The sequence below is a fragment of the Hansschlegelia beijingensis genome (genome assembly GCF_014196425.1).
Classification (GTDB): domain Bacteria; phylum Pseudomonadota; class Alphaproteobacteria; order Rhizobiales; family Methylopilaceae; genus Methylopila; species Methylopila beijingensis.
In genome coordinates, this window is sequence record NZ_JACIDR010000001.1 from 935,258 (window position 1) to 961,707 (window position 26,450).

The following is a 26,450-nucleotide window of genomic DNA, read 5'->3' on the forward strand; positions in this document are numbered from 1 at the left end:
CCCTCACGCGGCCTGGCGGGATTCCGCCAGCGCCTGCCGTATCGAGGTCATCGCGGCCGGGTGAAGCCGGCCGGTCCGGCCGCCTTCACATAGCGCCCCGCGAAATCCGAGATAGTCCGGTCCGATCGCCGCCAGCGGCGCGACGTCGTCCGACTTCAGCGAACCCGCAAGACCCGTGAGCAGGCCGAGCCCACGCGCCGCGCCTACGAACCGTCGCAGGTCAGGCTCGGACAAATGCGCCCGGAGGCCGCCAGCGGATTTGTCGGCGGTGTCCAGCATCGCTCCACGGAAGCCGGCCGCCGCGATCCGAGGAAGCAGTCCGAAGTCGGACGCGCGATCGGCGAAGAAGACGGCGATCAGCTGCGCCCGCTCTGCGAGCGGCCGGAGCGCCGCGAGACACCCAGCGACGTCGCCCGCGAACAGTCCGAGCTTCACCATCGGAACGCCCGTCGCCGCCACCCGCTCGGCGGCCGCGCGGACCAGCTCCGGCGCCATGGGCTGATCGCCGATCGTGGCGCTCAGCGCCGGCTTGGGCCCCATCCAGGTCCGCCAGCGCTCCACGGCGGCCGTGAGCTCCGGAGTTTCCCATGCGCCCAAAGCGCCTTGCGCGGGATTCTTCAAGTCCACGATGTCGGCTCCGCCGGCGCGGACGAGCTCCATCTCGTCAAGCGTGGCGACGCTCGCCAGGAGGCCGGTCATGACGCCGCCCGCGCGCGGTGGTCGCGGATCGCGTCGAGCAGCCACTGCCAGGCCTCGAGCTCGCTTGGCCCCGCGGTCTTGTCGATCGCGATCTGCAGATAGGCGAACTCGGCGTCGATCTTCTCAGGCGGCAGCATGTTCAGGCGGCTCACCAGGACGGCCCCCTCGAGGACGGCTGCGATCGCCCGGTTGAGGCCGAGGAATGCGCGATGGGTTTTCTCGGCGACGACCACGCAGTGCAGCTTCGGGCGCTCGTCGCTTCCGTCTATCCGCGCCACCCGCACCTCGTGGTGCGACAGGGCGGCTTGCAGGCGAACCGACGGAATCGCGCTCGTCGCGACGGTCGGCCAGGTCGGGAGCCGACGGGTGACGCAGCCGGCGAAGATCCGGGCGTCATCCGTGAAGTTCACCACGCCGCAACGCGTCGCGAGGAAGTTGTCGAGGGTCGTCGAAGGGCGGAAGGGTTGCAGCAGCCAGCCTTCCTCGGTCGGGGTCGCGCCCATCGGCGCGACATGAGGGACCCCGTCAGGCGAGAGCGTGGTGACGACCGTCTCGCGGATCATGACGGCTCGGCCTTTGCGCCGCGCTTCGCGGCGAGCGTGGAGCCAGCCTCCTTGAACCCCATCTTGTGGGCCTCCTCGACGCTTTCCGCGGTTACGGCGGCCACGCCGAACCGCAGGCCTTCATCCTGCGCGTAGCGCTTGCCGAGCCGGAAGGCGATCTCGGCGCGGGCGGTCTCGACGCCGAGGTAGAATGCGTGCGCCGCGTCGCCCTCGACCGCCAGATGCGGGAAATGGTCGAAAGGATCCGTCGCCAGCCAATGGCCGTCGCGGTTGAACACGTGCACTCCGGCCTCGCTCACCTGGATGCGGTAGTTGGGATCGCGGATCTGGCCCGCCAGGCTTTCAATATCGGCGGCGCTCGACGTGACAGGCCGGCGATCGCGCAGCGCCATGAGCCCGCCGCCGAAGCCCTGAGGCAGCGAGTTCGCCTCGCGGGCGGCGAAGAACTCCCGGCGCGCGCGGTCGAACTCCCGCACTGCCGTCCGGCAATGGGGGCTCACCTGCACCGCCAGCACGGCGGCGACCCTGAGCTCCGAGATCATCCCCATCAGAATCGCGTTGATGCCGGTGGTGTCCGCATCAGTCAGTTCGGTGACGTTGCCGATCCCCATCAGGATCGGGGCGTCCGGCCGCTGTCGCCTGAGCTCGGCGTAGCGCACGACCGACTCGGTGAAGCCGAAATGGATGGGATCGAGGATCGGGTCCGCGAGATAGGGCGCCCCCTTTGCCGCCATGGCGTCCATCGCCCTCAGCAGCGAGGCCATGTCGCCAGGAGAGGACGGCACGAGAACCGGAACGGCGTCCCCCTCGTCGGCGATCCCCAGCGTATTCTCGTGCAGGCTCAGAAGGTAGCTCGCTCCGGCGCGGTTGGCGCGGGCGAGTTCCTCTCCATCCGCGGAATCGACGCTGACCCTGAAGCCCGCTTGGGCGAGCGCCGCGATCGAGTCCTCCAGATGCGGGAAAGCCGTATCGGGCATGCAGCCGAGGTCGATCACGTCGGCCCCGTCGGCGGCGAGCATCCGGGCTCGGGCGACGATCTCCTCCACCGACAGCCCGGTCGCGTCCACGATCTCGGCGAAGATCAGGCAGTCGTGACGCGACAGGTCCGGCTCGACGCCGCCCTGGCCGAAGAAGGTGGGGAGATCGGCGAGCTCCTCCGGCCCTCGCTCGAAGCGCGCTCCGAAGCGGTCGCTCAAGCGGTCCAGGTCTCCCCGGAAACGGCCAGGCAGCACCACCCGGTCCACCGCGTCAGGCATTTTCAGCCGGCGCTCGATGATCTCCGCGGTCATCAGCGCCGCGACCTTGACGCCGATGTTCACCACCACCGGATCGAGCGCGTCGTTGCGCAGCTCGTCGGCCATGCGCGCCACGCGCTGCTCGGCGAGCGAGCCCGTCAGCAGGGCGACCCTCTCAGCGCTCACGCTGCGACGCCGAAGGGCGCGGAGATGGCCTCGGCGAGCGCCTCGGGAGAAGCGCGGCCGACGCAGACGATCTCTCCTGCGAAGGCTTCAGCAAGGCGAGGAAAGTGCCCGTCGACCAGACCGGCGCGCGCCCATTCGGCGGGGACCGAGGTCGCCGGCGCTTCGGCGGCTTTCACAAGGACCAGCTTGCGCGCCCCGAGCGCGCCGGCGAGCCAAAGCGCGAGGCTGTCTGACGTCACGTCCCAGCTTGCGGGCAACGGCGCCGAAGACGCCATCCGGCGCGGCAGCCAAAGCGCGGGACGCCCGCTCGACGCCTCGAAATCCGCGCGCGAGGCGCATGCGCTGAACCCCGGCGCGCGGTCGAGCAACAGATGGCTGACCTGCTCCATCGCGAGAATGGCCATCCGGTGCGCGGCCGCGTCGCTGAAGCCGAGCCGCGCCTGCGCCTCGCGCACCGCATCGGCGAAGCGGCCGCCGCCAGGCGCCACGACCGCCGAATGGCGCTCCGCTATGGCGAGCAGCTGGGCCAGCGCGCCATGCTCGATGAGGCTGCCGCCCAGTTTCACGACCGTCGGTCTCATAGTCTCGGGGGCTCTGGTTCACGGTGGCGCCGATGCGCCTCGGGGCGCAGAGACTATCAGCGCCGCGAGGGCATCTCAATTTGGCGCCCGGCGCGCCGGATGGTCTCAGGGGAACTGAGCCGGCGCATGGAGCGCCCGGCGACCGGAAGGGCGCGATATGGAGTCTACGCACTCTCCGGATGGTTTGAGGGCCGACGATCTCAGGCGCCGAGAGGCTGGGCGACCCTTTTCGCTGCTGAGGGGCGGCTCGCGCCCCGAGCGTTAAGGGACGCTGTGTTCGGGCCCGGCCAACGCGGGTCGAAATCTGAGCCCGTCGAAATAATGCAGCGCAATATAATAAGTTCGCAACCGCAGCAAAATCATAATAATGTCCTTATGTCTTAAAGTCCTGTTGCGAACCCCAGGGAAGGGAGCTACGTTCCGCCGCAGTCTTCAGTTTCTACGCGGAACTCCATAAAGAGGGGCGGCGGATCGTAGGGATGCGGATGCGGGTCGGGGCTCATGCCTGCGGAACGCTTTGCCAGCAAACCGTGACACGATGCTGAAGGCGCAAGTCCAATAATAAACGCTCGCTTCTCTAAGGCTTCGGAGCCGGCGAGGGCTGACTACGGACTGCGTACAAGAGGGAGAAATAACGAATGCGCAAAGTCGCAATCGCGGCCGGCCTGATGGCCTCCGTCGCACTGAGCCTGCCGGCATTCGCGGCTGAAGACCTTGCCTCGATCCTCAAGGATCCCAAGCAGCAGGCTCTGCAGACGCTCGACTACGCCAACACCCGCTACTCGAAGCTCAAAGAGATCACCAACGAGAACGTCAAGAAGCTCCAGGTCGTCTGGACCTTCTCGACCGGCGTTCTGCGCGGCCACGAGGGCTCGCCCCTTGTGATCGGCGACGTCATGTACGTGCACACGCCGTTCCCGAACAACGTGTACGCGCTCGATCTGAACGACAACGGCAAGATCATCTGGCGGTACGAGCCGAAGCAGGATCCGAGCGTCATTCCGGTGATGTGCTGCGACACGGTTAACCGTGGTCTGGCCTATGCCGACGGCAAGATCTTCCTGCACCAGGCCGACACGACCATCGTCGCGCTCGACGCCAAGACGGGCGAGAAGAAGTGGTCGGCGGTCAACGGCGACCCGAAGAAGGGCGAGACCAACACCGCGACCGTCATGCCGGTGAAGGACAAGCTGATCGTCGGCATCTCGGGCGCCGAGTTCGGCGTGCGCGGCCACATCAGCGCCTACAACATCGCTGACGGCAAGCTGGTCTGGCGCGCCTACTCGACCGGTCCGGACGAGGAGATGCTCGTCGACCCCGAGAAGACCACGCAGCTCGGCAAGCCGATCGGCAAGGACTCCTCGCTGAAGAGCTGGGAAGGCGACCAGTGGAAGATCGGCGGCGGCTCCACCTGGGGCTGGTACTCCTACGATCCGAAGCTGAACCTGATCTACTACGGCACCGGCAACCCCTCGACCTGGAACCCGAAGCAGCGCCCGGGTGACAACAAGTGGTCGATGACGATGTTCGCCCGTGATCCGGACACCGGCATGGCCAAGTGGGTCTACCAGATGACCCCCCATGACGAGTGGGACTACGACGGCATCAACGAGATGATCCTCACGGATCAGAAGATCGACGGCAAGGAGCGCCAGCTCCTGACGCACTTCGACCGTAACGGTTTCGGTTACACGATGGACCGGGCCACGGGCGAGCTGCTGGTCGCCGAGAAGTACGATCCGGTCGTGAACTGGGCGACCAAGATCGACATGGACAAGGACTCCAAGACCTACGGTCGTCCTCTCGTCGTCGCCAAGTACTCCACCGAGCAGAACGGCGAAGACGTGAACGCCAAGGGCATCTGCCCCGCGGCGCTCGGCACGAAGGACCAGCAGCCGGCGGCGTACTCGCCGGAGACCGAGCTGTTCTACGTCCCGACGAACCACGTCTGCATGGACTACGAGCCGTTCCGCGTCTCGTACACGGCCGGTCAGCCGTATGTCGGCGCGACCCTGTCGATGTTCCCGGCGCCGGGCGGCACCGGCAACATGGGCAACTTCATCGCCTGGGACAACAAGAAGGGTAAGATCGTTTGGTCCAATAAGGAGCAGTTCTCCGTTTGGTCCGGCGCTCTCGCCACCGCTGGCGGCGTCGTGTTCTACGGCACGCTCGAAGGTTACCTGAAGGCTGTCGACGCCAAGACGGGCAAGGAACTCTACAAGTTCAAGACCCCGTCCGGCATCATCGGCAACGTCATGACCTATGAGCACAAGGGCAAGCAGCACATCGCCGTCCTCTCGGGCGTCGGCGGCTGGGCCGGCATCGGCCTCGCGGCTGGTCTCGCCAACCCGACCGATGGTCTCGGCGCGGTCGGCGGCTACGCGGCTCTCGCCAACTACACCGCTCTCGGCGGTCAGCTGACCGTGTTCGCCCTGCCGAACTCGTAAGCAGAAAGACGAGGTCAGTTTCGACTGACTTCCGGTGAATGGGGACCCGGTCATCACGCGATGGCCGGGTCTTCCCGTATCGGGGCCTCTCCCAATTGACCGCCAGCGTGGCCGGTTGAGCCGGGAAACGCCCGCCAGTCGAAGGGCAGGGGCGCCTGGATCGCCCGACGTGACCTGTCTTTGCGCGACCTTGGCCAGAAGGGCGGCGCCTGAGCGTCAGACCCGCAGGCCCTGGGGTCTCGGCTTGAGCGCGCCGCATTCGGAGAGCATCACTCCAGATCCGGCGCGAGCGGTCGGCGGCGAGCCCGGCGCCACAGCGGCTTGCCGCGTCGCAATCCCGCACGAAAACGCCGGTGACGGCGCTCAGGAGGAATCTTGCCTCGGATGATGAATTTACGTGCTTTCATGGGCGGCTGGTCGGTCGCGGCGATCGCCGCGCTCGGGGTCGCCACCTGGGCCGCCGTTCCAGCGGCCGCGCAGACGTCCGACCTCGTGAACCGCGCGACCCTCCGGGTCTGCGCCGATCCGGCGGACATGCCGCTCTCGAACGAGGCCGGCGAGGGATTCGAGAACAAGATCGCGGAGCTCCTTTCGAAGGATCTCGGCGTGCCGCTCGTCTACACCTGGTTTCCGCAAGCCACCGGCTTCTACCGGATGACCCTCGGCCTGAAGCGGTGCGACGTCGTCCTCGGCGTGCCGTCCGGAGCAGACCCGTACCTCAACACCAACGCCTACTTCCGCTCCACCTCGCTCCTGATCGTGAAGAAGGGCGGTCCGCTCGACGGCGTCGATACGCTCGGGGATCCGAAGCTCAAGAACGCCAAGGTCGGCGTGATCGCCGGCAGCCCCACGGCGAGCTACCTCGTCCAGTACGGTCTGATGGGGAAGGCCAAGCCGTACCCGCTGACGGTGGATCGTCGCTATGACTCGCCGGCGGAGGCGATGATCAAGGACGTTGAGTCCGGGGCGATCGACGCGGGCGTGCTCTGGGGCCCGATCGGCGGTTACTTCGCCGCCAAACTCCCCGATCTCTCTGCGACGCCGCTTCTGAAGGAGCGCGGTGGCCCGCCGATGGCTTACCGTCTGACGTTCGGCATCCGGCCTGGAGAAGAGAACTGGAAACACCGGCTGAACGACTTCATCAGGAAGAACCAGTCGGAGATCAACAAGATACTGGCGTCATTCCATGTCCCGCTGCTCGATGAGCAGGATAATCTGATCGAAGTCTCTCAATAGCCGAGCCGTGGCGGCCGATGCTTGCCTTGCCGGGCGAGCGTCGGCGGCCTGTTCGCGGGGCGAAAGCGCTCAGAGCAGGCCGGCGGCGTCGAACAGCGCCGCCATTCGGGCGCGCTCCCGATCGAGCAACGCCGCGAACTGGGGACCTGGCGCATAGAGCTCCTGCCAGCTGCGCTGGTTCAGCAGCTGCCGCCAGCCGGTGGCATGTGACAGCTGCTTGAGCGCGTCCGAGAAGCGGGCGGCGAGCGCCGGGTCGAGGCTCTTCCGGGCGATCACGCCCCTCCAGTGCAGCAGCGCGACATCGACGCCCTGCTCGCGGAAGGTGGGGATCTCGATGCCGGGCGCCGGTTCATCGGAAGCGAGCCCAAGCGCGCGGACAGTGCCCCCGCGGATCTGCGCGAGGAGGTCGGCGAGGCCGCCGGTCGCGACCGAAACCTCCCCCCTCAGCAACCTGCCGACCACCTCGGTTCGGTCGTCCCCGGCGAGATAGTTCACTCTCCTGAGATCGCCTCCCGCGGCCTGCGTGGTGAGCAGGCTGATCTGGTGATCGGCTCCCCCCAGCCTTCGGCCGCCCCAGCGCACCGCGCCCTGGTCATCGCGGATCGCGGCGAGAAGGTCAGGCACGGTGCGGATCGGCGAATCCGCCGCCACGATCACGGGCTGCCGTTCGCCGATCATCGTGGCGAGGGGAAGAGTTCGGTCGAGTTCCTGATCCGCCTTCCGAAGCACGAGCGAACCCAGTGTGCCGAGCCCGAGGACCATCAGTCCCGGCTTCGGCCTGGCGCCCGAGACGAACTGCCGGAAGCCGGTCACGCCGTCCTCGCCCGGCGCGGCGGCGGCGCCGGCGCTCGGCAGCAGATGGGTCGAGGTGAGACCCTCGGCGATTGCGCGCGCGAGCTGATCGTCGCCGTCGCCGGCGCCAGTCGCTGCGACGACCTCCATGCTCGCGATCTGCGCGTCAGCCGGCCTGCTCGTCAGCGCGGCCGCGGCAGCCGCCGCGAGCAATCCGCCCGCGACGACCCGGCGATCCGGCCGAGGCCGCTCTCGCGACATGGGGGGAACGTCAGTCGAGATGGCTCTGGATCTCACGGCCCAGGTCGAAGGCGCGCTGCTCCAGAATGACCGGGGTCTCGCACACATAGGTGAGCGACTGCGCCCGCTCGTCATAGACCCTGGTGTCCCAATCCAGCGCCTGCTGGTCGCGCTGACCTTCGGGACTCATCTGCGCGGCCATGCCCTTCTGGCTCGCGGCGATCCGCTGGCTCTCCTCCTTGATCCGGTCGGAGAGCGCGCGCTGCTTGCGCGCATAGCGCTCGATGCCCGCGATGATGCGTGTGCGCTGATCGTTCAGCTCCTCGAACGCGCCGGCGAACAGGCGCGGGAGCTTCTGGTTCTTCTCCGCGCCCGCGCGCTGGGCGAAATCGGCGATTGCGGCCTTCGCCTCCTCCATCGACGTGCGCCGGGCCACGATCGTCGGCACCAGCTCGGCGACGGCCTTGTCGTCGCGCCAGGTCCTGGCGGCGTCGTCGAGCGGCGGGCCCGACCACACCTGCCCGAAGCTCATGGTGGGGACCTTGCGCTGAACGCAGGGCCAGTCGGGATCGTGCGCCGCTGCGCTCTGGCCGGGCTGGGGCGCCCTCGGCGTGTCGCGCGGCGGGAGGGGCGTCTTCGGCTGCGCCGAAGCCGCAGACGCGAGCGCGAGGAGAACGGCCGCGCCGAAGACCAGAGGCCGGACCGTGCGTCTCATGGCAATTCCTTCTCCTGAACGCGACAACGACGCTGTCATTTCCCGGCGTCCGGGCCGCCCCGCCGGGAGGTCAGGCCGGTGGATGGATCATAGGCGAAGATCGCCGCCGCCAGGAACACGACGGAGCAGCCGGCGACGACGGCAAGGGACGTCCAGTCGATCTGGCGGTAGAGCGCGAACCGGATCAGCTCGACCGCCGAAGTGAACGGGTTATAGCGGCAGATCTCGTAGAGCGGGATGCTGGCCTGCTGGACCCGCCACAACGGGTAGAGCGCCGACGAGGCGAAGAACATCGGGAAGATGACGAAGTTCATCACGCTCGCGAAATTCTCGAGCTGTTTGAACACCGACGACATCGCAAGGCCCATCGCGCCCAGCATGAAGCCGGTCAGGATCAGAGCGGGCAGCACCGTGAGGTAGCCGATGGGATCGTCCGGCTGGACGTCCCAGAAATAAGCGACCAGCAGGAACGCGTAGACCTGCAGCAGGGACACCGCGATGCCGGCGACCAGCTTGGAGACCAGCAGGAACCAGCGAGGGTAGGGGCTGACCAGCAGGATGCGCATCGCCCCCACCTCGCGGTCGTAGACCATCGACAGCGACGATTGCAGCCCGTTGAACAGCTGGATCATCGCGATCAGCCCGGGCGCGATGTAAACCTCGTAGAGGACATAGGTCTCGTAGGGCGGGATGATCGAGACGCCGAGCGTGGCCCGGAAGCCGGCGGCGAAGATGAAGAGCCAGACGAGCGGCCTCACGAGCGCGGAGAGGAACCGCCCGCGCTGGTGCAGAAAGCGCAGGCTCTCGCGCCAGACGATGCCGCCGAGGCAGACCAGATAGCCGCCCGCAGTGATGCGCCGCTCCACCCCGGGAGCCGTCGTGGCGATCGTCACGCCGAAGCCCTCCGGGCCAGAACCACGCCCTCTGCGTCGTCCGCGCCCACCACCGCGAGGAAGGCCGCGCCGACATCCTCGGCGCCCGCCCTGGCTCTCAGTTCGTCGACAGTGCCGTCGGCCATCACCCTGCCCTTGTGGAGCACGACCACCCGATCCGCCACCTCTATCTCGTCGACCAGGTGGGTGGCCCAGAGCACGCCGATCCCGTCCTCATCGATCAGCCGCCGGACCTCTTCGATGAGGGTGCGGCGGGAGCCGATGTCGAGTCCGGTCGTGGGCTCATCGAGGAGAAGAAGGCTCGGCTGGTGGAGCAGCGCCCGCGCGATCTCCACCCGCCGCATCTGGCCGCCGGAGAGCGCCCGGACGCGATCCTTCGCCCGCCCCTCGAGGCTCACGCGTCGCAGCGCGACGTAGGCGCGCTCCTTGGCCTCACGGCGTCCGATGCCGTGAAGCGCAGCGTGGTAGAGGAGGTTCTGAAGAACGGTCAGCTCGAGATCGAGCGTGCGGGACTGAAACACCACCCCGAGCTGCGAGAGCGCCGCGGCCGGATCCCGCCTGACGTCGTGGCCGAGAACCCGGATGGTCCCGGAACGGTTGTCGTAAAGCCGCGTGATCAGGGAGAACAGCGTGGTCTTGCCGGCGCCGTTCTGGCCGACAAGAGCCGTGAAGGCGCCGCGGGGCGCTTCCAGCGTAACGTCATCCAGGGCCTTGCGCGCGCCGAACGTATGGGTGACGCCGGTCACGCTGAGAGCCGGTTCGGAAGGCGCGACGGGCGCGCGGCTCTGCGGTGCGATCGTCATCACTGGGCTCATCTAGGCCGCCGTCCGGGCCGCGCCAGCGCGTGGATTGTCACGGGATGGCCACCACGCCCCATGGCGACCGACCCACCGCGACCGACTTCTTCACCTTGAGGCTGTCGACATCGATCACGGACACGTCGTTGGAGTTGCCGTTGGTGGTGTAAAGGGTCTTCTTGTCCGGCGAGAACGCCATCTGCCAGACCCGCTGGCCGACGAGCAGATAGGCCTTCGTCTCATAGGTGGGGACGTCTACGACCGCCACCCGGTTGGCCGGGCCCAGCGCAACGAAGGCGGTCTTTCCGTCGTCGGTGATGCGAATGCCGACCGGCTGGATCGCCTCCTCGTTCACCCCGGGGATCGAGAAGGTGAGCTTCTTCACCACCTGATGCGTGGCGTTGTCGATCACCGAAACGGTGCCGCCCACCTCGGCCGAAACCCAGGTGTGCTTGCCGTCGGGCGTGAACGTGGCGACGCGCGGCCGGCTGTCGACCAGCACGTTCTCCACGATCTGCTTGGTCTGCGTGTCGATGAAATGCGCCATGCTCGTGGTCTCGGAGGTGTTGACCAGGAGCTTCCCGTCCGGGGAGATCCCCATGCCTTCAGGCTCGACGCCGACCGGAATCTCACCCTCGACCTGGCCGGTCTCGGTGTTCACGATGGTGACGAGCGCGTCATCCTCGTTGGCGATGTAGAGCGGGTTCCCCGAGGGATGCAGGACGAACAGCTCCGGGTCGGGCCCGGACGGCAGCGTCTTCACCAGGCGGTAGTCGTTGGCGTCATAGACCTCGACCCGGTCGTCATCGGACGCGCAGACATAGATGAGCTTTCCGTCGGGACTGGCGGTGACGCCACGCGGACGGCGGCCCGTCTTGATCGTCTCGATGATGTTCAGCGAGTCGCTGTCGAGCACGGTCATGGTGTGATCGCGTTCGTTGGTCACGAACACCTTGCCGGCCCAGGCCGGCGCGGGAAACGCGGCGAGGGCGGCGAGCGCGACCCCGGCCGTCATGGTCCTCACGAGCGCAAGCGACGCCCGGCCGGACAGACGAGAGTTCATCGGCGATCTCCAGCGTGAGACGAGGGCGGCTGAGAGTCGTCAGCCGTGGTCACTGAGCGTTGAAACGACACTGGCTCTCCGGCTTGTCGAAGCCGATCGTGTCGAGCGGGTTGGTCTGGTGCAGGAAGCCCGGCTGCGGCGATGCGGTGACCAGCGCTTCGTCCGTCGTCAGAACGATCGGCTGACGGAGCTGGTTGTCCCAGGGCCGGTAGGTGAAAGACCCGCCCTTGAACCCCGCGAGCTCGAAATCCCTGCCGAAGATGAACTCGCGCAGCTTGGCGGGATCGTTGGATCGGGTGCGCGTGGCGGCCTCGCCGATCGTCCGCATCGCCAGCCACATCTGGAAGTCCAGCGGGCGCATGCCGCGCTTCGACTGCCGGAAGAAGCGGTTCTGGATCTGCTCCGCGCCCCACCCGGTCACGGTGACGTTCCAGGTCGTGGCTCTCAGCCCGGCGGTGCCGACCGTCGGGCGGGGGTCCCAGCTGCGATAGGCGATCAGCGGCCCGAATTCGCCGAGCTCGTCCGCGATGACGATGACGTCGTAGCTCGCGCCCTGCGTGAAGACGGGAATGATGTCGTTGCCGGTCTCGCGGGCGTCAGGCCCGAAATCCCACGTCCGCTCGTCGACGATCTTGGCGCCGAACTTCTTGGCCGACCGTTTCACCGCCTCGGCGTAGAGCTTGTCGTCCGGACGGCGGCCGACCAGCAGCAGCCATTTGGACCACCGCTTGGTGACGAGGTACTGCGCGACGGCGTCCGTCAGCATCGCCCGGCTGGGGGCGGTGTGGAGCACGTCGGCCCGGCAGTCGGCCCCGCGCAGCCGGTCGTCGGTCGCGCCGACGTTGAACAGGATGACGTCCTTGCCCTTCGCGGCGTCGGCCATCTTCAAGAGCGCATCGGCCGGCACTGCGAGCAGGATGAACTTCGCCCCGCTTTCCAGGATGCGGTTGAAGGCCGGCATTGGGTCCGCGTCGTTCGGCACCAGCTCCTGGGCGACGATCTTGTAGTCCTGCTTGAGGAACCGGCCGGTGGTGTTGTTGTCCACGATGCCGAGGCTCGCGCCCGCGATGCCGTCATCCTGCGGCGGCAACGTCACGATGTTGTTCCACCACGGCGGATTTTCGGGAAACTGACGCAACACGCCGAAGGTCAGCTCCATCGGCGCGGCCGCGTTCTTGGGCGTCGGAGCGGGGGCGGGCGCGGCGGGCGCAGTCTGGGCGAGCGCGGGTGCGCCGGTCGCGAGCAGCGCCGCCACGAGGCAGATCGCGACGCCCCTCACGCCAGATCGCCTCTGGAGCAGGTGGAAAAGACGATCATGAGCGCCTCCTGCGGGCGGTCGCGCCGCCCGTGCCGTTCTTATTGGACGCTGTTCCGGCGAAGTCGAGAGCACGTCGTCATGAGGCAGAGCGCCGCATCCAATCCGGCTCGACCGGCCAGGGAACATTTCCCAGCGATTCCATATTCCGGCTCTCGCCAAATGCAATGCATAAGAGAATAATAAGTACTGACGTTTGCTTGATTCACCTGTTCATGGCAGCAATTTATCCTGTATGGCGTTGCGTGCAGAGCGCCGAGGGGCTGCGGAAGCGCCATAAAAAGAACGACCCCCAGGGAGGAGCCGATGCATCGCATCACAGCGATTCCACTGCTCGGCGCGCTCGCGGCCTCGTGCTCCGCGCTTTCTGTCCAGACCGCTGCGCCGAAGGCTTCCTGATGAGCCCGATCAGTCTTTCGCGCCGGGCGGCTCTTGCGGCCTGCGCAGGCGCCGCCGCCATGACGGCGCTGCGTCCCGCAGCGGCCTCGGCCGCCGCGCCGCTGCGCATCGTGACCTTGAAGTTCGGCACCGTGAACTGGCTTCTGGACACGATCCATGGCGAGGGCTTCGACGCGCGGGAGGGGGTCACGATGGCCCGCACCGAGCTCGCTTCGACCCAGGCCCTGACGGTCTCGCTGCAGGCGGGTGACTGCGACCTCGCGGTGAGCGACTGGCCCTGGGCGATGCGTCGTCGGCTGGACGGCGAGCCGTTCCGTTTCGCGCCCTACTCATCGGCGCTTGGCGCCGTCATGGTCGGCGGCGATTCGGGGATCGCTTCGATCGCCGATCTCAAGGGCAAGAAGCTCGGCGTCGCCGGCGGACCGCTCGACAAGAGCTGGCTGCTGCTGCGGGCCTATGCGCACGACAAGGTCGACGGCGACATCGCGACCATGCTGGAGCCGGTGTTCGGCGCGCCTCCGCTGCTCTCGGAGCAGCTGCGGCTTGGCCGCGTCGACGGCGTCCTGACCTATTGGAACTATGCGGCCCGGCTCGACGCCGGAGGATATCGTCGCCTCGTCGACATGAGCGACGTCATGAAGCAGCTCGGCCTGACGCCGCCGCCGCCGCTCGTGGGCTTCGTCTGGCGCGAAACGCTGCTCGACAAGGCCGGCGCGCAGGTCGAAGGCTTCTTCCGCGCCGTGGCCGCCGCCAATGCGACCCTCAAAACCTCCGATGCGGCCTGGGAGCGCCTTCGCCCCAGCATGCAGGTGACGTCGGACGCCGAGTTCGCGAGGCTGAGGGACTATTTCCGGTCCGGCGTCCCGGGTCCCTGGACCGAGGCCGACCTGAAATCTTCGCAGAAGCTCTATGAGCTCCTGACCGATCTTGGCGGCGCGGAGTTCGTCGGCCCGAACCCGCATTTCGATCCCGCGCTGTTCTGGTCCCCTAAGGTCTGAGGCGGTCAGTTGGCGGCGGCTGGTCGACTGGGATGGTGGGCTCTGTCGCTCGCCATGTTCGTGGCAGTCTGGTGGGCGGTGGCGCTGCTGCGCCAGGATTTCAGGCTTCTGCCGACGCCGGACCTCGTGCTCGAGGCGTTGGTCGCGGCCGCCAAGACCGGCGCCTTGCAGAGCAATCTGCTGATCACGATGGCGCGCGTCGCGGCGAGCTTCTTCATCGCCATGACCCTCGGATCCGCGCTCGGCATCCTGCTCGGCATGTCGCGCACGGCTGACCGCCTGCTCGGCCCCTGGGTGGTTCTGTTCCTGAACCTGCCGGCGCTCGTCATCATCATCCTCTGTTACGTGTGGTTCGGCCTGATCGAAGCGGCCGCGGTGGCCGCGGTCTCCATAAACAAGATCCCGAACGTGGCCGTGACGCTGAGGGAAGGAGCGGCGGCGCTGAGCCGCGACCTGGCGGAGATGGCCGCCGTCTATCGCTTCGGGCGCTGGAAGACCCTCCGGCACGTCATACTGCCGCAGCTTTCTCCCTATTTCGCGGCCGCGGCGCGGTCGGGGCTCGCCCTCGTGTGGAAGATCGTGCTCGTCGTCGAGCTGCTCGGCCGGCCTAACGGCGTCGGCTTCGAGCTGCAGACGGCCTTCCAGCTGTTCGACGTCGCGACCATCCTCGCCTATGCGCTGGCGTTTGGGCTGATCGTCCAGGCGATCGAGCTCGGAATCATCCAGCCCTGGGAGCGGGCCGTGAACAGGTGGCGGCGGTGACGGGCGTCACGATCGAGATCGAGGAGAAGACGTTTCCGGCCGCCCGCGGCGCGCCGGCGCGCGCGCTTTACCGGGATTTCCGGCTGGAGCTGGCCGACCAGAGCTTCGTGGCGCTGCTCGGACCCTCGGGCCTCGGCAAGACGACGCTGCTCAACATGATCGCCGGCGTCGATCGCGGCTTCGAGGGCCGGATCACGTTCTCGCGCGGCCCGGACCCGCGGATCGCCTATGTCTTCCAGAGCCCGCGGCTGCTGCCGTGGCGGACGGTGCTGCAGAACGTGCTGCTGCCGCTGCCGCCCGGGGCCGACAGTCTGAACCGGGCGCGGTCGGTGCTGCGCGACATGGGGCTGGGCGACGCCGAAGAGGTCTACCCGGAGCGTCTCTCGCTCGGCATGCAGCGCCGGGTCGCGCTTGCGCGTGCCTTCGCGCTGGAGCCGGAGCTGCTGCTGATGGACGAGCCCTTCGTCTCGCTTGACGAGGCGAACGCCAGCCGCCTCAGGGACCTTCTGGCGGAGCTGATCGAGGCGCGGCCGACCACGGTGCTGTTCGTGACCCATGACAGCCACGAGGCCGTGCGCCTGGCGGATCGCGTGGTCGTGCTCGGCGGCCCGCCCGTGCGGGTGGTGCGCGACGTAAGGGTGGAGCTCAGCCGGGAAGGGCGGCTCGCCGCCGGCGAGGTCGAGCGCGTGCGCGGAACCGTTCTGGGCGCGGGTCCCACGGTCGCGGCCTGAGGGCGCGGATCCGGAAGTTTTCCGAACTAGTGTCGAAACGCGGAAACGGCCCGAAGCTTGCGCTTCGGGCCGTCGCCGACCGTCTCATTTGCCAAAGAGCAGGGCGGCCAACCGCTGGAGCAGGCCTGGAGGCTTTGCTGCAGGCGGGTTCTGTCCAGGGTGGTTTCCGCTCTATGCGTTGGCGGCGAAGGGGTGCTTCGCCGTCGCGGCCTGCGCCACGACGTCCTTGGCCTTCGGCTCGCCGGTGACGGCGCGCTTCAGGGCTTCCTTGGTCGCCTCGTAGTTGTACTGCTGGATCTTGGCGTCGTCCGCAGCTTCCCAGTGGATGAACACGCCGACCGAGATGAACAGGTCGTCGGCTTCGTCCTCGGGGATCACGCCTTCAGCGACGCTGTCGACGACAGCCTTCGCGACGCCGTACTGAGCCGGGCCGAACATCTGGACGGCCTGACGGGCGTCCTTGATGGTGACCTTGTTGAACAGGATCGTGTTCGGCTTGGCGAGCAGGTTCGGCGTCACGACCGCGAGAAGCGAGGTGAAGCCGTCCTTGTTGTTCGTCAGAGCGTTGACGAACGCCGACTCGGCCGTCGAGCCGCGCGGGCCGATGATCAGGTCGATGTGAGCGACCTCATTGCCGTCGCCAACCAGCGACTCACCGATGAGCGTCTTGGTAATCTTCGCCATAAGCATCCTCCCAGCTTTAAGCCATGGTGTAGTCGGCGCGCCTCAATGGCCGCCACCGACTCGATGCCCCAGGCTATCGTTGCGACTGCGTTCGGCGGAGACCGAACCGGTTGGCCTGATAGCTTCGAATAAGGACATGCGGGCGCACACTAGTCGCGACCACGCTCAAACGGCAAGGCCTTCTTATAAGGCGCGACCGCTCGTCGCCTCCCGGCCGCCAAACCTCCTGCGCACCGAGGCCCTTCGCCCGGTTCCTCGCAGTGCACCAAAAAATATTGCGGCGCACAATAGGGCGCGTACACTTCTATCTTGTCGCCGGCTTCAGCCGGAGTTTCGCCAGGAGACCGACATGGACCTCGTCCTGTTAGTGTGCCTCGCCGCGTCGCCCGAATCCTGTCGCGAGGAGCGGGTCCTCATGGGCGCTCAGACGAGCGAATCCCGCATGTGCATGGTGGGCGCCGTGCCTGTTCTCGCCGAGTGGGCGGGAGATCATCCGGAGTGGCAGATCTCACGGTGGAAGTGCGAACGACCGGGGCAGGTCCGGGTCACACGGAACGCCGACTAAGCGTGGTCTAAGCGGTACATCATAATAAAAGAATAAGGGTGCGCGAGTATAGACGCGCTCTCTCGGCGGACATAGTCTTCTTCAACCCTCCGGCTGGAGGCGGGGAATCTATGTTCAAGGGCCGCGCGCGGCGCCTGGGACGCATGGGCGCGAGCGCGGCGCGCCTCGTCCAAGCGCCGGCGTGGACCCTGAAGGCTTGCCATCCTCCGAGATAGTCCAGGATAAGCCGGCGTCTGGATGGTGAGCGGCCGTCCGCGCGGCGCGGCGCTCCCGCTTCGGGCGCTCCGGCCGGCGTCAAAAGAGCCCGAAGGGGCCGCAACGGGAGACGAGGAATGTTCAAACGCTATGTCGCCTTGCTGGGGATGGCCGTCGCGCTCGTCGCCGGCGCCCCTGCGCACGCAGTCGATCTCGCCAAAGGGCGCACCAATCTGCCCGACCTCGTCTTCGGAGACGACCAGGGCAACGACTACGCCGTGAGCCAGAAGGATATCGAGCTGGAGGCGGGCAAGTCCTACAGGCTCGATATCGTCTCGAAAGGCGGCAAGGAATACAAGTTCTTCTCGCCCGAGTTCTTCCGCAACATCTGGATCAACCAGATCGTCATCAATCATCTTGAGATCCACGGCCCCGGGTCGCCGCACCATCTTGAGTGGGACGACGCGGGCGCGATCCGTCTGGAGTTCGTCGTCATCCGTCCGGGCGAGTTCAAGTGGTGGATCGACGGGCTCGAGGGTCATGGCATGACCGGCCGGATCATCGCCAAATGAGGGAGGCGCGCATGATGAAGGTGTTTTTGCTGGCGGCGGCCGGTCTGGCGTTCGCCGGGGCGACGGCGCAGGCCGACGAGGCGTCTGACTGCGACGCCGGGATCGCGATGATCCGGGCCGAGGCCGCAGGCTCGCATCCGCCGGCCGTCGCCGACTCCCTCAAGACGGCCCTGCGGGTCGCCGAGCGGGAACAGGGCGAGAAGGAGTATGACGAGTGCCTCGACGCGATCGATGACGCGAAGAAGGCGTTGAACAAGAAGTGAAGCCGCCGTCGGCCGCAAGGCCCGGCGCGTCCGCGAAATCGCCGGGGCGGCAAAGCCCGCTCCGGCTGCCTAAGGTCCGCCGCATGTGGCGACGCGCGTACCAATCTCTGAGATTCCGTCTCGCGGTGCTGGTCGCGACCGTGGTCATCGTGACGGGCGCGGCCGCGTTCGCCGTCGCCTGGACGCTCGGCGTCGCGAGCGGCCACGTCAGCGAGCTTTCCTCCGCGCAGCGCCGGCTCGAACTGCTCTCTGCGGTGTCCGGGCGGGTGACGGACTATGCGCTGACCGCCCTTCAGACCACGCAGACAAGCGAGTTGCAGTCCGATCGACTGTCGCCGCCGCGCAAGCGCGTCCAGGAGGCGTTCGAGCGGCTGAACGACGAGGTCGCGCGCGAGTACGAACGACAGGCTGACGAGGAGGCCGCGACGCTGGTCGCCGCCCGCAGCCGCGTCTTCGCGTTCATGCGCGCTCGGTTCGATTTTCTCGACCGCCAGACATTGCAGGCGATCAGGGACGCCAGGGGCGGCCAGTCGGACGCCGCCGCGCGGGTCAAGATCGCGCTCGACGAGTTCGCAAGCGGCTTCACTCCGGCTTTGGGCCAGGCCATCGAGGAGGAGCGCGCGGCTGCACGCGCCGCGACCGACGCTATGGCGGATCTGCGCGCGCGCCTTGCGCCGATATCGATCGCCGCCGTGACCCTGGCTGCGCTGATCGCCTTTCTCCTCTATCGGGCGATCGCCAGCCCCTTGCTGGCGCGGGTGTCCCGCGTGGCCGGCGCCGCCGCCGCGATCGCTCGCGGGCAGACGGCCACGCGTCTGCCGGTGCGCGGCCATGACGAGCTCAGCCTGCTGATGATGAGGTTCAACCGGATGGCGCTCCAGCTCTCGCGGCGGGAGGAGCGCCTGATGAAAGCGCAGTTGCGGCTCCAGGAGGTCGTGAACGCGCGGACGGCCGAACTGCGCGAGGCGAACGCCCGCCTCTCGGACATCGACCGCGCCCGCCGTCGGTTCTTCACGGATGTCAGCCACGAACTCCGGACGCCGCTCACCGTGATCCTCGGGGAGGTCGACATCTCGCTGCGCGGCCAGCCGGACGCCGGCAGCCTGCGCGGCGCTCTGGCGACGATCAGGGCGCGGGCCCGCGCGCTGCACCGCCGGGTGGAGGACCTGCTTCGGGTCGCGCGTTCCGAGAGCGGGCAGCTCGAGCTCGACTTCTCTCCGGTGTCGCTGGCCGAGATCGTGCAGACCGCCGCCGACAGCGCGGAGGCCGGCGCGAAGGCCGCCCGCGTCAAGCTTTATGCGGGCCCCTTCTCGGTCGATCCGATCGTGGAGGCGGACGCCGATTGGCTTCGCCAGGTGATCGAGGGCCTGATCGCGAACGCGGTCCGCCACACCCCGCCGGATGGCGCCGTTCGCCTCGACGTGCACGCCTCCCGCGACGGCTCGGCGGAGATTCTTGTGGCCGACGACGGCGCCGGAATCCCGGAAGCCGACCTTCCCAGAATCTTCGAGCGCTTCTATCGGGGGGCTGATCAGAAGGAGGGGTCGGGCTTCGGCATCGGCCTCGCTCTCGCGCGCTGGGTGGTCGAACGCCACGGCGGAGAGATCGCCATCGACAGCAGCACCGGAGGAGGCGGACTGCCCTCCGGAACCATCGTCACCATTCGTCTGCCGGCGCACGCGCCGCGACTCGTCATCGGAGCCGCTTCATGACCATCCTGATCGTGGAAGACGACGCCGACATCGGATCGGTGCTGCGCCGCGGCTTCGCCGCCGAGAGCTACGACGTGGAACTCGTGGGAGACGGGGACGCGGCGCTCGCCGCCGCGACCGGCAAGCCGCTCTGCGCGATCATCCTTGACGTCATGCTGCCGGGGCGGTCGGGCATCGACGTGTGCAAGGCGCTGCGCGCGGCCGGCCAGACCGCCCCGATCATCATGCTCTCGGCGAAATCGAGCGTTTCGGACCGCACCGAAGGATTGCTCGCGGGCGCCGACGATTATCTCGTGAAGCCGTTCGATTTCGAGGAGCTGCTGGCGCGGGTGCGCGTCCAGGAGATGAGGCGCGAGACCAACGCGACGGACCAGCGCCACCTGATCGTGCCGCCGCTCGATCTCGATCTCGAGACCCGCACCGCCATCACGCCGGATGGCTCGGCGCGGCTGACGGAGCGCGAGGTCGACCTGCTGGCGCTGCTGATGCGGCACGCGGGGGAGCCGCTCAGCCGCACCGATATCTTCGCCGCTCTCTGGGCGGGCCACGGCGGCGCGTCCCTCAACGTCGTCGACGTTTATATCGGCTACCTGCGCCACAAGCTGAGCGAGGCGATGCCGGAGGGCGGGCGCCTGATCGTGACGGTGCGCGGCCGCGGCTTCATGTTCGCGCCGACGTGAGTCCCTGCGGCCTGGCGGCATATTGGCGCGACCGGGCGCTGCGGTGCATAATACGCGCATAAGAAGGGGGCCGCCGCGGCCCGCGACGGCGCTTCCGCCGCGGATGAAGCCCCCGCTCTCGTCGAGGAAGGCTTGCCCCATGCGTCGTTTCGTTACCGGCTGCAGCTTCGCGGCTGGGCTTGCTTTGTCCGTCGTCATGGCGGCGCCGGCGTCCGCCGCGCCGACGGCGGTCGATCTCGTGTTCTACGCGCCGTTCCTGAAGAAGGTCGAGAACGGTTCCGAGCTGTCCTATCGCTACGTGAGGAAGGCCGACGGCAAGGATCTCGCTCCCTCGTTCGAGGATGAGGTGAAGCTCACAGTGGGCCCGAAGGGCGCTGAGGAGTCGATCAGGATCGACCTGTTCACCGGCGCCCGCGGCCGTGCTCTGGAGAACCTGGCGCGGAGCGGCAATCCGCTCGTCGTCGCCCTTTTCGAGGCTGACGTGCGCGAGATGCAGAAGATCTCGGGCGGCAGCCCCTACTACCTGCGCAATCGGATCATGGAAGCGATCAAGGCCAACCCGCCGATCGAACCGACCAAGATCGAGTATGACGGCCGCACCATCGACGCCTTGACGGTGAAGCTCGAGCCGTTTGCGAAGGACCAGCATCGCGCTCAGCTCAAGGGGTTCGCCGATCGGACTTATGAGCTTACCTTCGCGGATGAAGTGCCGGGCGGGCTTTACGCCCTCAAAAGCGTCACCCCGAAGCCGGACCGCACCGGCCCGCTCCTCGTGGAGGAGCTGACGCTTCAATCGGCCAAGGCGACCCAGACCACGGAGGGCGCAAAACAGTGATCAAGAGGATAGCGGTCGCGGCCGTGGCGCTTCTGCTCCCGGCAGGAGCGGCTTTCGCCGGCGTCGGCGACGACTACACGACGGTCGACAAGGCCGATTACATCTTCGGCTGCATGGCCGCCAACGGCCAGACGCGGCAAGCCCTCGAGCAATGCTCGTGCTCGATCGACAAGATCGCGGCCTTGCTGCCTCACTCCGAATATGAGGAGGCGCAGACGGTGCTGAGCATGGACAAGATCGCCGGGCAGGCGTCGGAGGTGTTCCGCAACAGCCCGAATCTTCGCGACAAGGTCGCCAACCTGCGTCGCGCTCAGGCCGAAGCCGACATCCAGTGCTTCCCCTGAGCCGAAGCGCGCCCTAGCGAACGACCGTGACGCGCTTGGCCGCGCGGGTGAGCCCCGTGTAGAGCCAGCGCGCGCGGTGCTCCCGGAACGCGTAGCTCTCGTCGAACAGCACCACGTCGTCCCACTGCGAACCCTGCGCCTTGTGGACGGTCAAGGCGTAGCCGTAGTCGAACTCGTCCGATCGCTTGCGCTGCGCGAACGGGATCGCTTCGGCCTCGCCCGTGAAGAACGCCTTGAGCACCGTGATGGAGACGGAGCGGCGGGCGCTCTCGTCGTCGGGAAGCACGTCCATCTTCACGCGCGTGGCGTCGGCGCTCTTCAGCCGCTGAACGACCCACGTCCCGCCGTTCAGCAACCCCTTTGTCTTGTCGTTCCGCAGGCAGACCAGCTTGTCCCCGACGGCCGGCATCGGATCCAGCAACCCTTTCAGCTCCCGCAGCCGGCCATTGTAGAGGCGGCGCGTGCGGTTGGTGCCGACCAGCACCTGATCGGCGCCCGTCACCTCCTCCGTGGTGATCTCGCGCCGCGAGACGACGCGGCTTTCGCCGAACTCCCCCGCATCCAGCTCCCGACCTTCCCGGACCGCGAGGGACATGCGGATGATCGGGTTGTCCGCCGCCTGCCGGTGCACCTCGGTCAGCATGGCGTCAGGCTCGGCCTCGGTGAAGAAGCCGCCCCCCCGCACCGGAGGAAGCTGCGCCGGGTCCCCCAGCACCAGGACCTTCTTGCCGAAGGAAAGCAGATCGCGGCCGAGCTCCTCGTCCACCATCGAGCATTCGTCGATCACGATCAGGTCGGCCTTGGCGGCGGGGCCGTCGCGATTGAGCGCGAAGGAGGGGCCCTCCTCGTCGCCTCCTCGGGGCCGATAGATCATTGCGTGGATCGTGCTCGCGTCCTCGCAGCCCTTGCCGCGCAGCACCAGAGCGGCCTTGCCCGTATAGGCGCCGAAGCAGACGTCGCCGTCGACGTCTTCGGCCAGATGGCGCGCGAGCGTCGTCTTGCCGGTCCCGGCGTAGCCGAACAGCCGGAAGACCTGGGACTTCGGTCGCCGCAGCCATTCGGCGGCGGCGGCGAGGGCGGCGTCCTGTTGAGGCGACCAGCGCATCAGATTCCGTCAGACGGCGTTGCGTTGGCGGCCTTGTAGCGCGAGTCGCCGGGCGCGCCCGCCCGCTCCGGAGCCTTCATGCCACTCTCTGAAGCCAGCCGAGCCCATCTTCCGTGCGCCCCAGCGGCCTGTACTCGCAGCCGACCCAGCCGCCATAGCCGAGCTCATCGAGCGCCCGGAATATCCTGAGGTCGTCGAGTTCGCCGGCGCCCGGCTCGTTGCGCCCAGGAACGGACGCCGTCTGGACGTGCCCGATGATCGGCAGCAGCGCCTCGAGGCCTCTCAGCACGTCTCCGTGGAGGATCTGGCGGTGATAGACGTCGAACTGCAGCTTCAGATTCGGGAGCGCCAGGCCCCGGATGATCTCCGCCGCAGCGGCGAAGTCGTCCAGAAAGTACCCGGGCATGTCGCGGACATTGATCGGCTCGATCATGATCTCCACGCCGCGCGGCCCGGCCTGTTCGCAGGCGTAGCGCAGCGCGTCCCGATAGGCCGCCTGCGCCTGCGGATCGGCGCGTGAGGCAATCCCCGCCATGGCGTGCAGCTTCCGCGTTCCGGTCGCCTCGGCGTAGGCAAGCGCCGTCGCGACGGAGGCGCGGAACTCGTCACGCCGGAGCGGCAGCGCCGCCAGTCCGCGATCGCCGGCCGCCCAGTCCCCGGGGCTGAGGTTGAAAAGCGTCAGCTCGAGACCCGCGGCCGCGAGCCGACTCGCGATCGCGTCGGCCGGGTGCTCATAAGGGAACTGCAGTTCGACAGCGGCGAAGCCGGCGTCGGCCGCCGCCGCGAAACGATCGAGGAGCGGGCGCTCCGTAAACATCAGCGAGAGGTTGGCTGCGAAACGCGGCATCGGCGGGGCTCTGGGCGGGGCGCGGAGCATAGCCGAGGCGCCCGGAAACGCCACCGGCGGGCTTCGCCGATCCCGACCCCGCCCGGATACCGCTTATGGGAATCTTAGAAAATCACGAAGGCGTAAGTAAAGTCGTGATCTGGATAACATGTCTGTAGGCGTATTGATGTCCCGTTCTTGAGGAACGAAGTCATGGAGGCCGAACATAAAGGCTCGCCGCGGCGGTATTCGTCGGCGGACGACAACTGTTGCAAACGCAACGCCAACGGAAGGAGACGGGTAGATGAGCGTGCTGAAGAGCGCAGGCGCGATGTTGCTCGCGGCAGGGGGACTGGCCTTGGCCGCCGGTCCTGCGTTGGCCCTCACTGTGACGAACCAGAGCGACCAGGCGCAGGAGATCACCGTCGATCTCGGCAACGACGAGCCCAAGACCAAGATCGAAGCCGGGAAGTCCGCGAATCTCGCGTGCCCCGAAGGCTGCGAGGTCAGGGTCACCGGGATGAGCTACGGCCTGTCGGCCAATGACGGCGACAAGGTCATCGTCGGTAAGGACCTCAGGCTCTCCTTCGCCGACGGGGCCCAGGCGGCCAATGGGGCCGGAGACAAGGCCGGCAAGAAGACGAAGGCTAACTGAGCCGGCGTCACGCGGCGCCGCCCAGCGGCGCCGCCCTTCCGGGATCAGCGCTCCCCGAGCCGGTCCAGGACCTTCTCAGGCGTGATCTTGCGCTGCGCGTCATCGACTTCCGGCTCCTTCTCGAGCGGGATGTCCAGCTTCGCGGCGATCTCCTTCACCATCTTCACCAGCGTCGTGATCTCTCGCTCCGAAAGAAGGTTCACGTGCAGGTCGAGCTGCGCGCGCCGCTCGGCGATGGCGGCGTCGCGGTTCTGGCTGATCAGAACAAAGGTCGAGAGGAAGATGGCTTCGACCGAGGCGGCGGTCGCCAGGATCACGAATGTCGGGTCGAACGGCCTGACGGCGGGAACCAGCCCCAGGTTCACCGCCACCCAGCAGGCCACGACGGCGAGGTGCGCATAGACGAACCCCATGCTGCCGGTCGCCGCCGTGATGCGCGCGGCGAGCCGCTCCTCGAGCGGCGCCTTGGTTTCCTCGGCCTGACGGTGCTGTTCGAGCCTGCGGATGTTCTGGTCCAGGACCGGGCCGAGGTCCTCCCGCCGGGCTTCCTCGGTCACGCTGTTCTCAGCGTCTCTGCGTGTCATCGTAGCTTCAGCCCCGTTCGCCGTGGATGATCTCTGACCGGGAGGTCGCGCGCCGGGCATAGTCGCCGGCGCAACATCGGCGGGGGCGATCCTGTTCCGCGCGGCTCGGCCGAGGCGCGCCGCCGACAGGGCGACTGAGCCGAAAGCATGAGCGCGCCGAACGCGGGGCGCCGGTATATGGCGCCTCGCCGGAAGAGAGCCGCCATGTCCGCCATCGTCACCGAAGCGCCTGTTCAGTCGTCCGGGCCGGACGACGCCTTCAATCTCGCGCGCCACTGCCTGGCCGAGAACGCCCTGCATCGGGCGGGGCGGACAGCGTTGATCATCGCCGATGGCGAGGGCGGCGGCGCGCTGCGGATGAGCTTCGCGGAGGTTCTGGAGGCGGTCATGCGCCTCGCAGGCGGTCTGGCGCAGCTGAATCTGCCGCCGCGCTCCCGGATCGTGATCCGGATGGGGAACGAGCTCGACACGGTCCTGCTGTTCTTCGCAGTGATCGCGGCGGGCCATGTCGCCGTGCCGACCTCGATGATGCTGACGACGGAGGACGTGCGCTTCGTCGCTGCGGACGCGGAGGCTGCGGCGGTGGCGCTTGGGCGCGAAGCCGCGGGCGAGGGCGGCTTCGGCGACGCGCTCGTGCTCCGGCCGGATGATCTCGCACGCCTGAAGCGCGCGGAGCCGCTGAGCGACTTCGCCGACACGGCGGCCGAAGAGCCGGCCTATCTGGTCTACACGTCGGGCACCACGGGACGGCCGAAGGGCGTGCTCCACGCACACCGGGTGGCGCTCGGCCGCCGGCCGATGCACCAGCATTGGCTGGGCCTGCGCCCCGGCGACGTGATGCTGCACGCCGGCGCGTTCAACTGGACCTACACGCTCGGGGTCGGCGTGCTGGACCCATGGTCGTGCGGCGCGACCGCGGCTCTTGCGCGCGGCGTGAGCGACCCCGCCGCCTGGCCGCGGCTGATCGCCGAACTTGGCGCCACCATCTTCGCCGCCACCCCCGGGGTCTACCGGCAGATCATGAAGCGTGGCTGGACCGACGGTCTTTCGCTTCCCACCCTCCGCCATGGGGTCGCGGCAGGCGAAGCGCTCGCCCCGCCGCTGCTCGCCGAGTGGCGCCAGAGGACGGGGAGGGAGCTCTACGAATCGTTCGGCATGAGCGAGATCTCGACCTTCATCTCGTCCGGCCCGGCGACGCCGCCGCGCGCCGGTTCCGCAGGAAAGCCGCAGCCCGGACGCCGCATCGCGGTCTTGCCGCAGGAGGGCGGGACCGACCCGCTCCCGGCCGGGCAGGCGGGGCTGCTCGCGGTGCATCGGTCCGACCCCGGCCTGATGCTCGGCTACTGGCGGCGGCCCGAAGAGGACGCCGCAGCCCTTCGGGGGGAGTGGTTCGTCAGCGGCGACCTCGTCTCCGTGGACGACGAGGGGTACGTCTGGCACCACGGCCGCGCCGACGACGTGATGAACGCGCTCGGCTACCGGGTGTCGCCGGCGGAAGTGGAGGCGGCGCTGGCCGACCATCCCTCGGTCGCCGACATCGGCGTGACGGAATGGCGGCCGCGGGAAGATCTCTCGATCATCGCCGCCTTCGTGGTGCTGCGAGACGGCGTCGAGGCCGACGAGGCGGGCCTCGCCAGACAGGCGTCGGAGCGCCTCGCCGCCTACAAGCGCCCGAAGGCGTTCCACTTCGTGTCGGCGTTGCCGCGCTCGGCGAACGGCAAGCTGCAGCGCCGGCTGCTGGCCGCGACCGTTCCCGACGCTCGTTCGCGCGCCTGACG

27 protein-coding genes are annotated in these 26,450 nt (G+C 67.9%); 13 read left to right on the forward strand and 14 right to left on the reverse strand.

Translation table 11 applies throughout. The features are described from left to right. Positions 1 to 3 precede the first annotated feature (3 nt). From GGR24_RS04390 to GGR24_RS04405, 4 genes are read right to left on the reverse strand one after another with little or no spacing between them, the layout of a single operon-like run. Complete coding sequence (locus GGR24_RS04390) at positions 4 to 699, reverse strand: (5-formylfuran-3-yl)methyl phosphate synthase (RefSeq protein ID WP_183394032.1); 696 nt, start codon at positions 697 to 699, stop codon at positions 4 to 6. Beyond that, on the reverse strand, positions 696 to 1,262 hold the full coding sequence (locus GGR24_RS04395; RefSeq protein ID WP_183394033.1) for a DUF447 domain-containing protein: 567 nt from the start codon (positions 1,260 to 1,262) through the stop codon (positions 696 to 698). The genes GGR24_RS04390 and GGR24_RS04395 overlap by 4 nt, the downstream gene beginning before the upstream one ends. Continuing rightward, complete coding sequence (locus GGR24_RS04400) at positions 1,259 to 2,683, reverse strand: DUF6513 domain-containing protein (RefSeq protein ID WP_183394034.1); 1,425 nt, start codon at positions 2,681 to 2,683, stop codon at positions 1,259 to 1,261. Before GGR24_RS04400 ends, GGR24_RS04395 begins: the two co-directional genes overlap by 4 nt. Beyond that, positions 2,680 to 3,264 (reverse strand): amino acid kinase family protein, encoded by a 585-nt coding sequence (locus tag GGR24_RS04405; RefSeq protein ID WP_183394035.1) that lies wholly within the window; start codon positions 3,262 to 3,264, stop codon positions 2,680 to 2,682. The genes GGR24_RS04400 and GGR24_RS04405 overlap by 4 nt, the downstream gene beginning before the upstream one ends. A 638-nt stretch (positions 3,265 to 3,902) precedes the next feature. Between GGR24_RS04405 and xoxF5 the strand changes: the two genes are divergently transcribed. Next, positions 3,903 to 5,711 carry a lanthanide-dependent methanol dehydrogenase XoxF5 gene (xoxF5, locus tag GGR24_RS04410; RefSeq protein WP_183394036.1) on the forward strand — a complete coding sequence of 603 codons (1,809 nt, stop codon included), beginning with the start codon at positions 3,903 to 3,905 and terminating at the stop codon, positions 5,709 to 5,711. A 384-nt stretch (positions 5,712 to 6,095) separates the two neighbouring features. Beyond that, positions 6,096 to 6,947: a quinoprotein dehydrogenase-associated putative ABC transporter substrate-binding protein gene (locus tag GGR24_RS04415; protein WP_246397932.1), complete on the forward strand. Its 852-nt coding sequence runs from the start codon at positions 6,096 to 6,098 to the stop codon at positions 6,945 to 6,947. A 69-nt stretch (positions 6,948 to 7,016) separates the two neighbouring features. Here the strand turns inward: GGR24_RS04415 and GGR24_RS04420 are convergent, their stop codons facing one another. The 6 genes from GGR24_RS04420 to GGR24_RS04445 all read right to left on the reverse strand — a co-directional run bounded on the left by GGR24_RS04420 (position 7,017) and on the right by GGR24_RS04445 (position 12,726). Then, positions 7,017 to 7,889 (reverse strand): Bug family tripartite tricarboxylate transporter substrate binding protein, encoded by an 873-nt coding sequence (locus GGR24_RS04420; RefSeq protein ID WP_183394037.1) that lies wholly within the window; start codon positions 7,887 to 7,889, stop codon positions 7,017 to 7,019. Positions 7,890 to 8,010: 121 nt separating this feature from the next. Continuing rightward, entirely contained in the window at positions 8,011 to 8,694 is a 684-nt protein-coding gene (locus GGR24_RS04425; RefSeq protein WP_183394038.1) for a hypothetical protein, read from the reverse strand. Positions 8,695 to 8,729: 35 nt separating this feature from the next. Further along, positions 8,730 to 9,581, reverse strand: a complete 852-nt coding sequence (locus tag GGR24_RS04430) for an ABC transporter permease (RefSeq protein ID WP_428978217.1) — start codon at positions 9,579 to 9,581, stop codon at positions 8,730 to 8,732. Between the two features lie 2 nt (positions 9,582 to 9,583). Beyond that, positions 9,584 to 10,390, reverse strand: a complete 807-nt coding sequence (locus GGR24_RS04435) for an ABC transporter ATP-binding protein (protein ID WP_183394039.1) — start codon at positions 10,388 to 10,390, stop codon at positions 9,584 to 9,586. A 49-nt stretch (positions 10,391 to 10,439) separates the two neighbouring features. Then, positions 10,440 to 11,447, reverse strand: coding sequence for a PQQ-dependent catabolism-associated beta-propeller protein (locus tag GGR24_RS04440; protein WP_210286014.1), 1,008 nt, complete (start codon positions 11,445 to 11,447; stop codon positions 10,440 to 10,442). A gap of 49 nt (positions 11,448 to 11,496) precedes the next feature. Further along, complete coding sequence (locus GGR24_RS04445) at positions 11,497 to 12,726, reverse strand: ABC transporter substrate-binding protein (protein WP_343066189.1); 1,230 nt, start codon at positions 12,724 to 12,726, stop codon at positions 11,497 to 11,499. Positions 12,727 to 13,160: 434 nt separating this feature from the next. Between GGR24_RS04445 and GGR24_RS04450 the strand changes: the two genes are divergently transcribed. The 3 genes from GGR24_RS04450 to GGR24_RS04460 are packed head-to-tail and all read left to right on the forward strand — an operon-like array spanning position 13,161 to position 15,652. Beyond that, the gene (locus GGR24_RS04450; RefSeq protein ID WP_183394041.1) at positions 13,161 to 14,159 is read left to right on the forward strand and encodes an ABC transporter substrate-binding protein; all 999 of its coding nucleotides are present in this window, start codon (positions 13,161 to 13,163) and stop codon (positions 14,157 to 14,159) included. A gap of 54 nt (positions 14,160 to 14,213) precedes the next feature. Further along, on the forward strand, positions 14,214 to 14,921 hold the full coding sequence (locus tag GGR24_RS04455) for an ABC transporter permease (RefSeq protein ID WP_183394042.1): 708 nt from the start codon (positions 14,214 to 14,216) through the stop codon (positions 14,919 to 14,921). Next, the gene (locus GGR24_RS04460) at positions 14,909 to 15,652 is read left to right on the forward strand and encodes an ATP-binding cassette domain-containing protein (RefSeq protein ID WP_183394043.1); all 744 of its coding nucleotides are present in this window, start codon (positions 14,909 to 14,911) and stop codon (positions 15,650 to 15,652) included. The genes GGR24_RS04455 and GGR24_RS04460 overlap by 13 nt, the downstream gene beginning before the upstream one ends. A 171-nt stretch (positions 15,653 to 15,823) precedes the next feature. Here the strand turns inward: GGR24_RS04460 and fae are convergent, their stop codons facing one another. Beyond that, positions 15,824 to 16,336 (reverse strand): formaldehyde-activating enzyme, encoded by a 513-nt coding sequence (fae, locus tag GGR24_RS04465; RefSeq protein WP_183394044.1) that lies wholly within the window; start codon positions 16,334 to 16,336, stop codon positions 15,824 to 15,826. Between the two features lie 897 nt (positions 16,337 to 17,233). On the opposite strand from fae, the gene GGR24_RS04470 reads away from it, so the two are divergent. The 6 genes from GGR24_RS04470 to GGR24_RS04495 all read left to right on the forward strand — a co-directional run bounded on the left by GGR24_RS04470 (position 17,234) and on the right by GGR24_RS04495 (position 21,502). Continuing rightward, entirely contained in the window at positions 17,234 to 17,668 is a 435-nt protein-coding gene (locus tag GGR24_RS04470; protein ID WP_183394045.1) for a cupredoxin domain-containing protein, read from the forward strand. 14 nt (positions 17,669 to 17,682) lie between these two features. Continuing rightward, positions 17,683 to 17,931 (forward strand): histidine kinase, encoded by a 249-nt coding sequence (locus GGR24_RS04475; RefSeq protein ID WP_183394483.1) that lies wholly within the window; start codon positions 17,683 to 17,685, stop codon positions 17,929 to 17,931. 83 nt (positions 17,932 to 18,014) lie between these two features. Further along, a complete protein-coding gene (locus tag GGR24_RS04480; protein WP_183394046.1) occupies positions 18,015 to 19,643 on the forward strand; it encodes a sensor histidine kinase in 1,629 nt (542 codons plus the stop codon). Further along, positions 19,640 to 20,323, forward strand: a complete 684-nt coding sequence (locus GGR24_RS04485) for a response regulator transcription factor (RefSeq protein WP_183394047.1) — start codon at positions 19,640 to 19,642, stop codon at positions 20,321 to 20,323. Before GGR24_RS04480 ends, GGR24_RS04485 begins: the two co-directional genes overlap by 4 nt. A 139-nt stretch (positions 20,324 to 20,462) precedes the next feature. Next, complete coding sequence (locus tag GGR24_RS04490) at positions 20,463 to 21,158, forward strand: hypothetical protein (protein ID WP_183394048.1); 696 nt, start codon at positions 20,463 to 20,465, stop codon at positions 21,156 to 21,158. Further along, entirely contained in the window at positions 21,155 to 21,502 is a 348-nt protein-coding gene (locus tag GGR24_RS04495) for a hypothetical protein (protein ID WP_183394049.1), read from the forward strand. Before GGR24_RS04490 ends, GGR24_RS04495 begins: the two co-directional genes overlap by 4 nt. 13 nt (positions 21,503 to 21,515) lie before the next feature. On the opposite strand, the gene GGR24_RS04500 is transcribed toward GGR24_RS04495, so the two are convergent. Both GGR24_RS04500 and otnI read right to left on the reverse strand, forming a co-directional pair. After that, positions 21,516 to 22,607, reverse strand: a complete 1,092-nt coding sequence (locus GGR24_RS04500) for an ATP-dependent DNA helicase (RefSeq protein WP_183394050.1) — start codon at positions 22,605 to 22,607, stop codon at positions 21,516 to 21,518. A gap of 76 nt (positions 22,608 to 22,683) precedes the next feature. Further along, positions 22,684 to 23,454: a 2-oxo-tetronate isomerase gene (otnI, locus tag GGR24_RS04505; RefSeq protein ID WP_183394051.1), complete on the reverse strand. Its 771-nt coding sequence runs from the start codon at positions 23,452 to 23,454 to the stop codon at positions 22,684 to 22,686. Between the two features lie 283 nt (positions 23,455 to 23,737). On the opposite strand from otnI, the gene GGR24_RS04510 reads away from it, so the two are divergent. Continuing rightward, positions 23,738 to 24,088 (forward strand): hypothetical protein, encoded by a 351-nt coding sequence (locus GGR24_RS04510; RefSeq protein WP_183394052.1) that lies wholly within the window; start codon positions 23,738 to 23,740, stop codon positions 24,086 to 24,088. A 44-nt stretch (positions 24,089 to 24,132) separates the two neighbouring features. Here the strand turns inward: GGR24_RS04510 and GGR24_RS04515 are convergent, their stop codons facing one another. After that, entirely contained in the window at positions 24,133 to 24,645 is a 513-nt protein-coding gene (locus GGR24_RS04515) for a DUF1003 domain-containing protein (RefSeq protein ID WP_343066191.1), read from the reverse strand. Positions 24,646 to 24,876: 231 nt separating this feature from the next. Between GGR24_RS04515 and GGR24_RS04520 the strand changes: the two genes are divergently transcribed. Next, positions 24,877 to 26,448 (forward strand): acetate--CoA ligase, encoded by a 1,572-nt coding sequence (locus tag GGR24_RS04520; RefSeq protein WP_183394054.1) that lies wholly within the window; start codon positions 24,877 to 24,879, stop codon positions 26,446 to 26,448. The last annotated feature ends 2 nt before the right edge of the window (positions 26,449 to 26,450 follow it).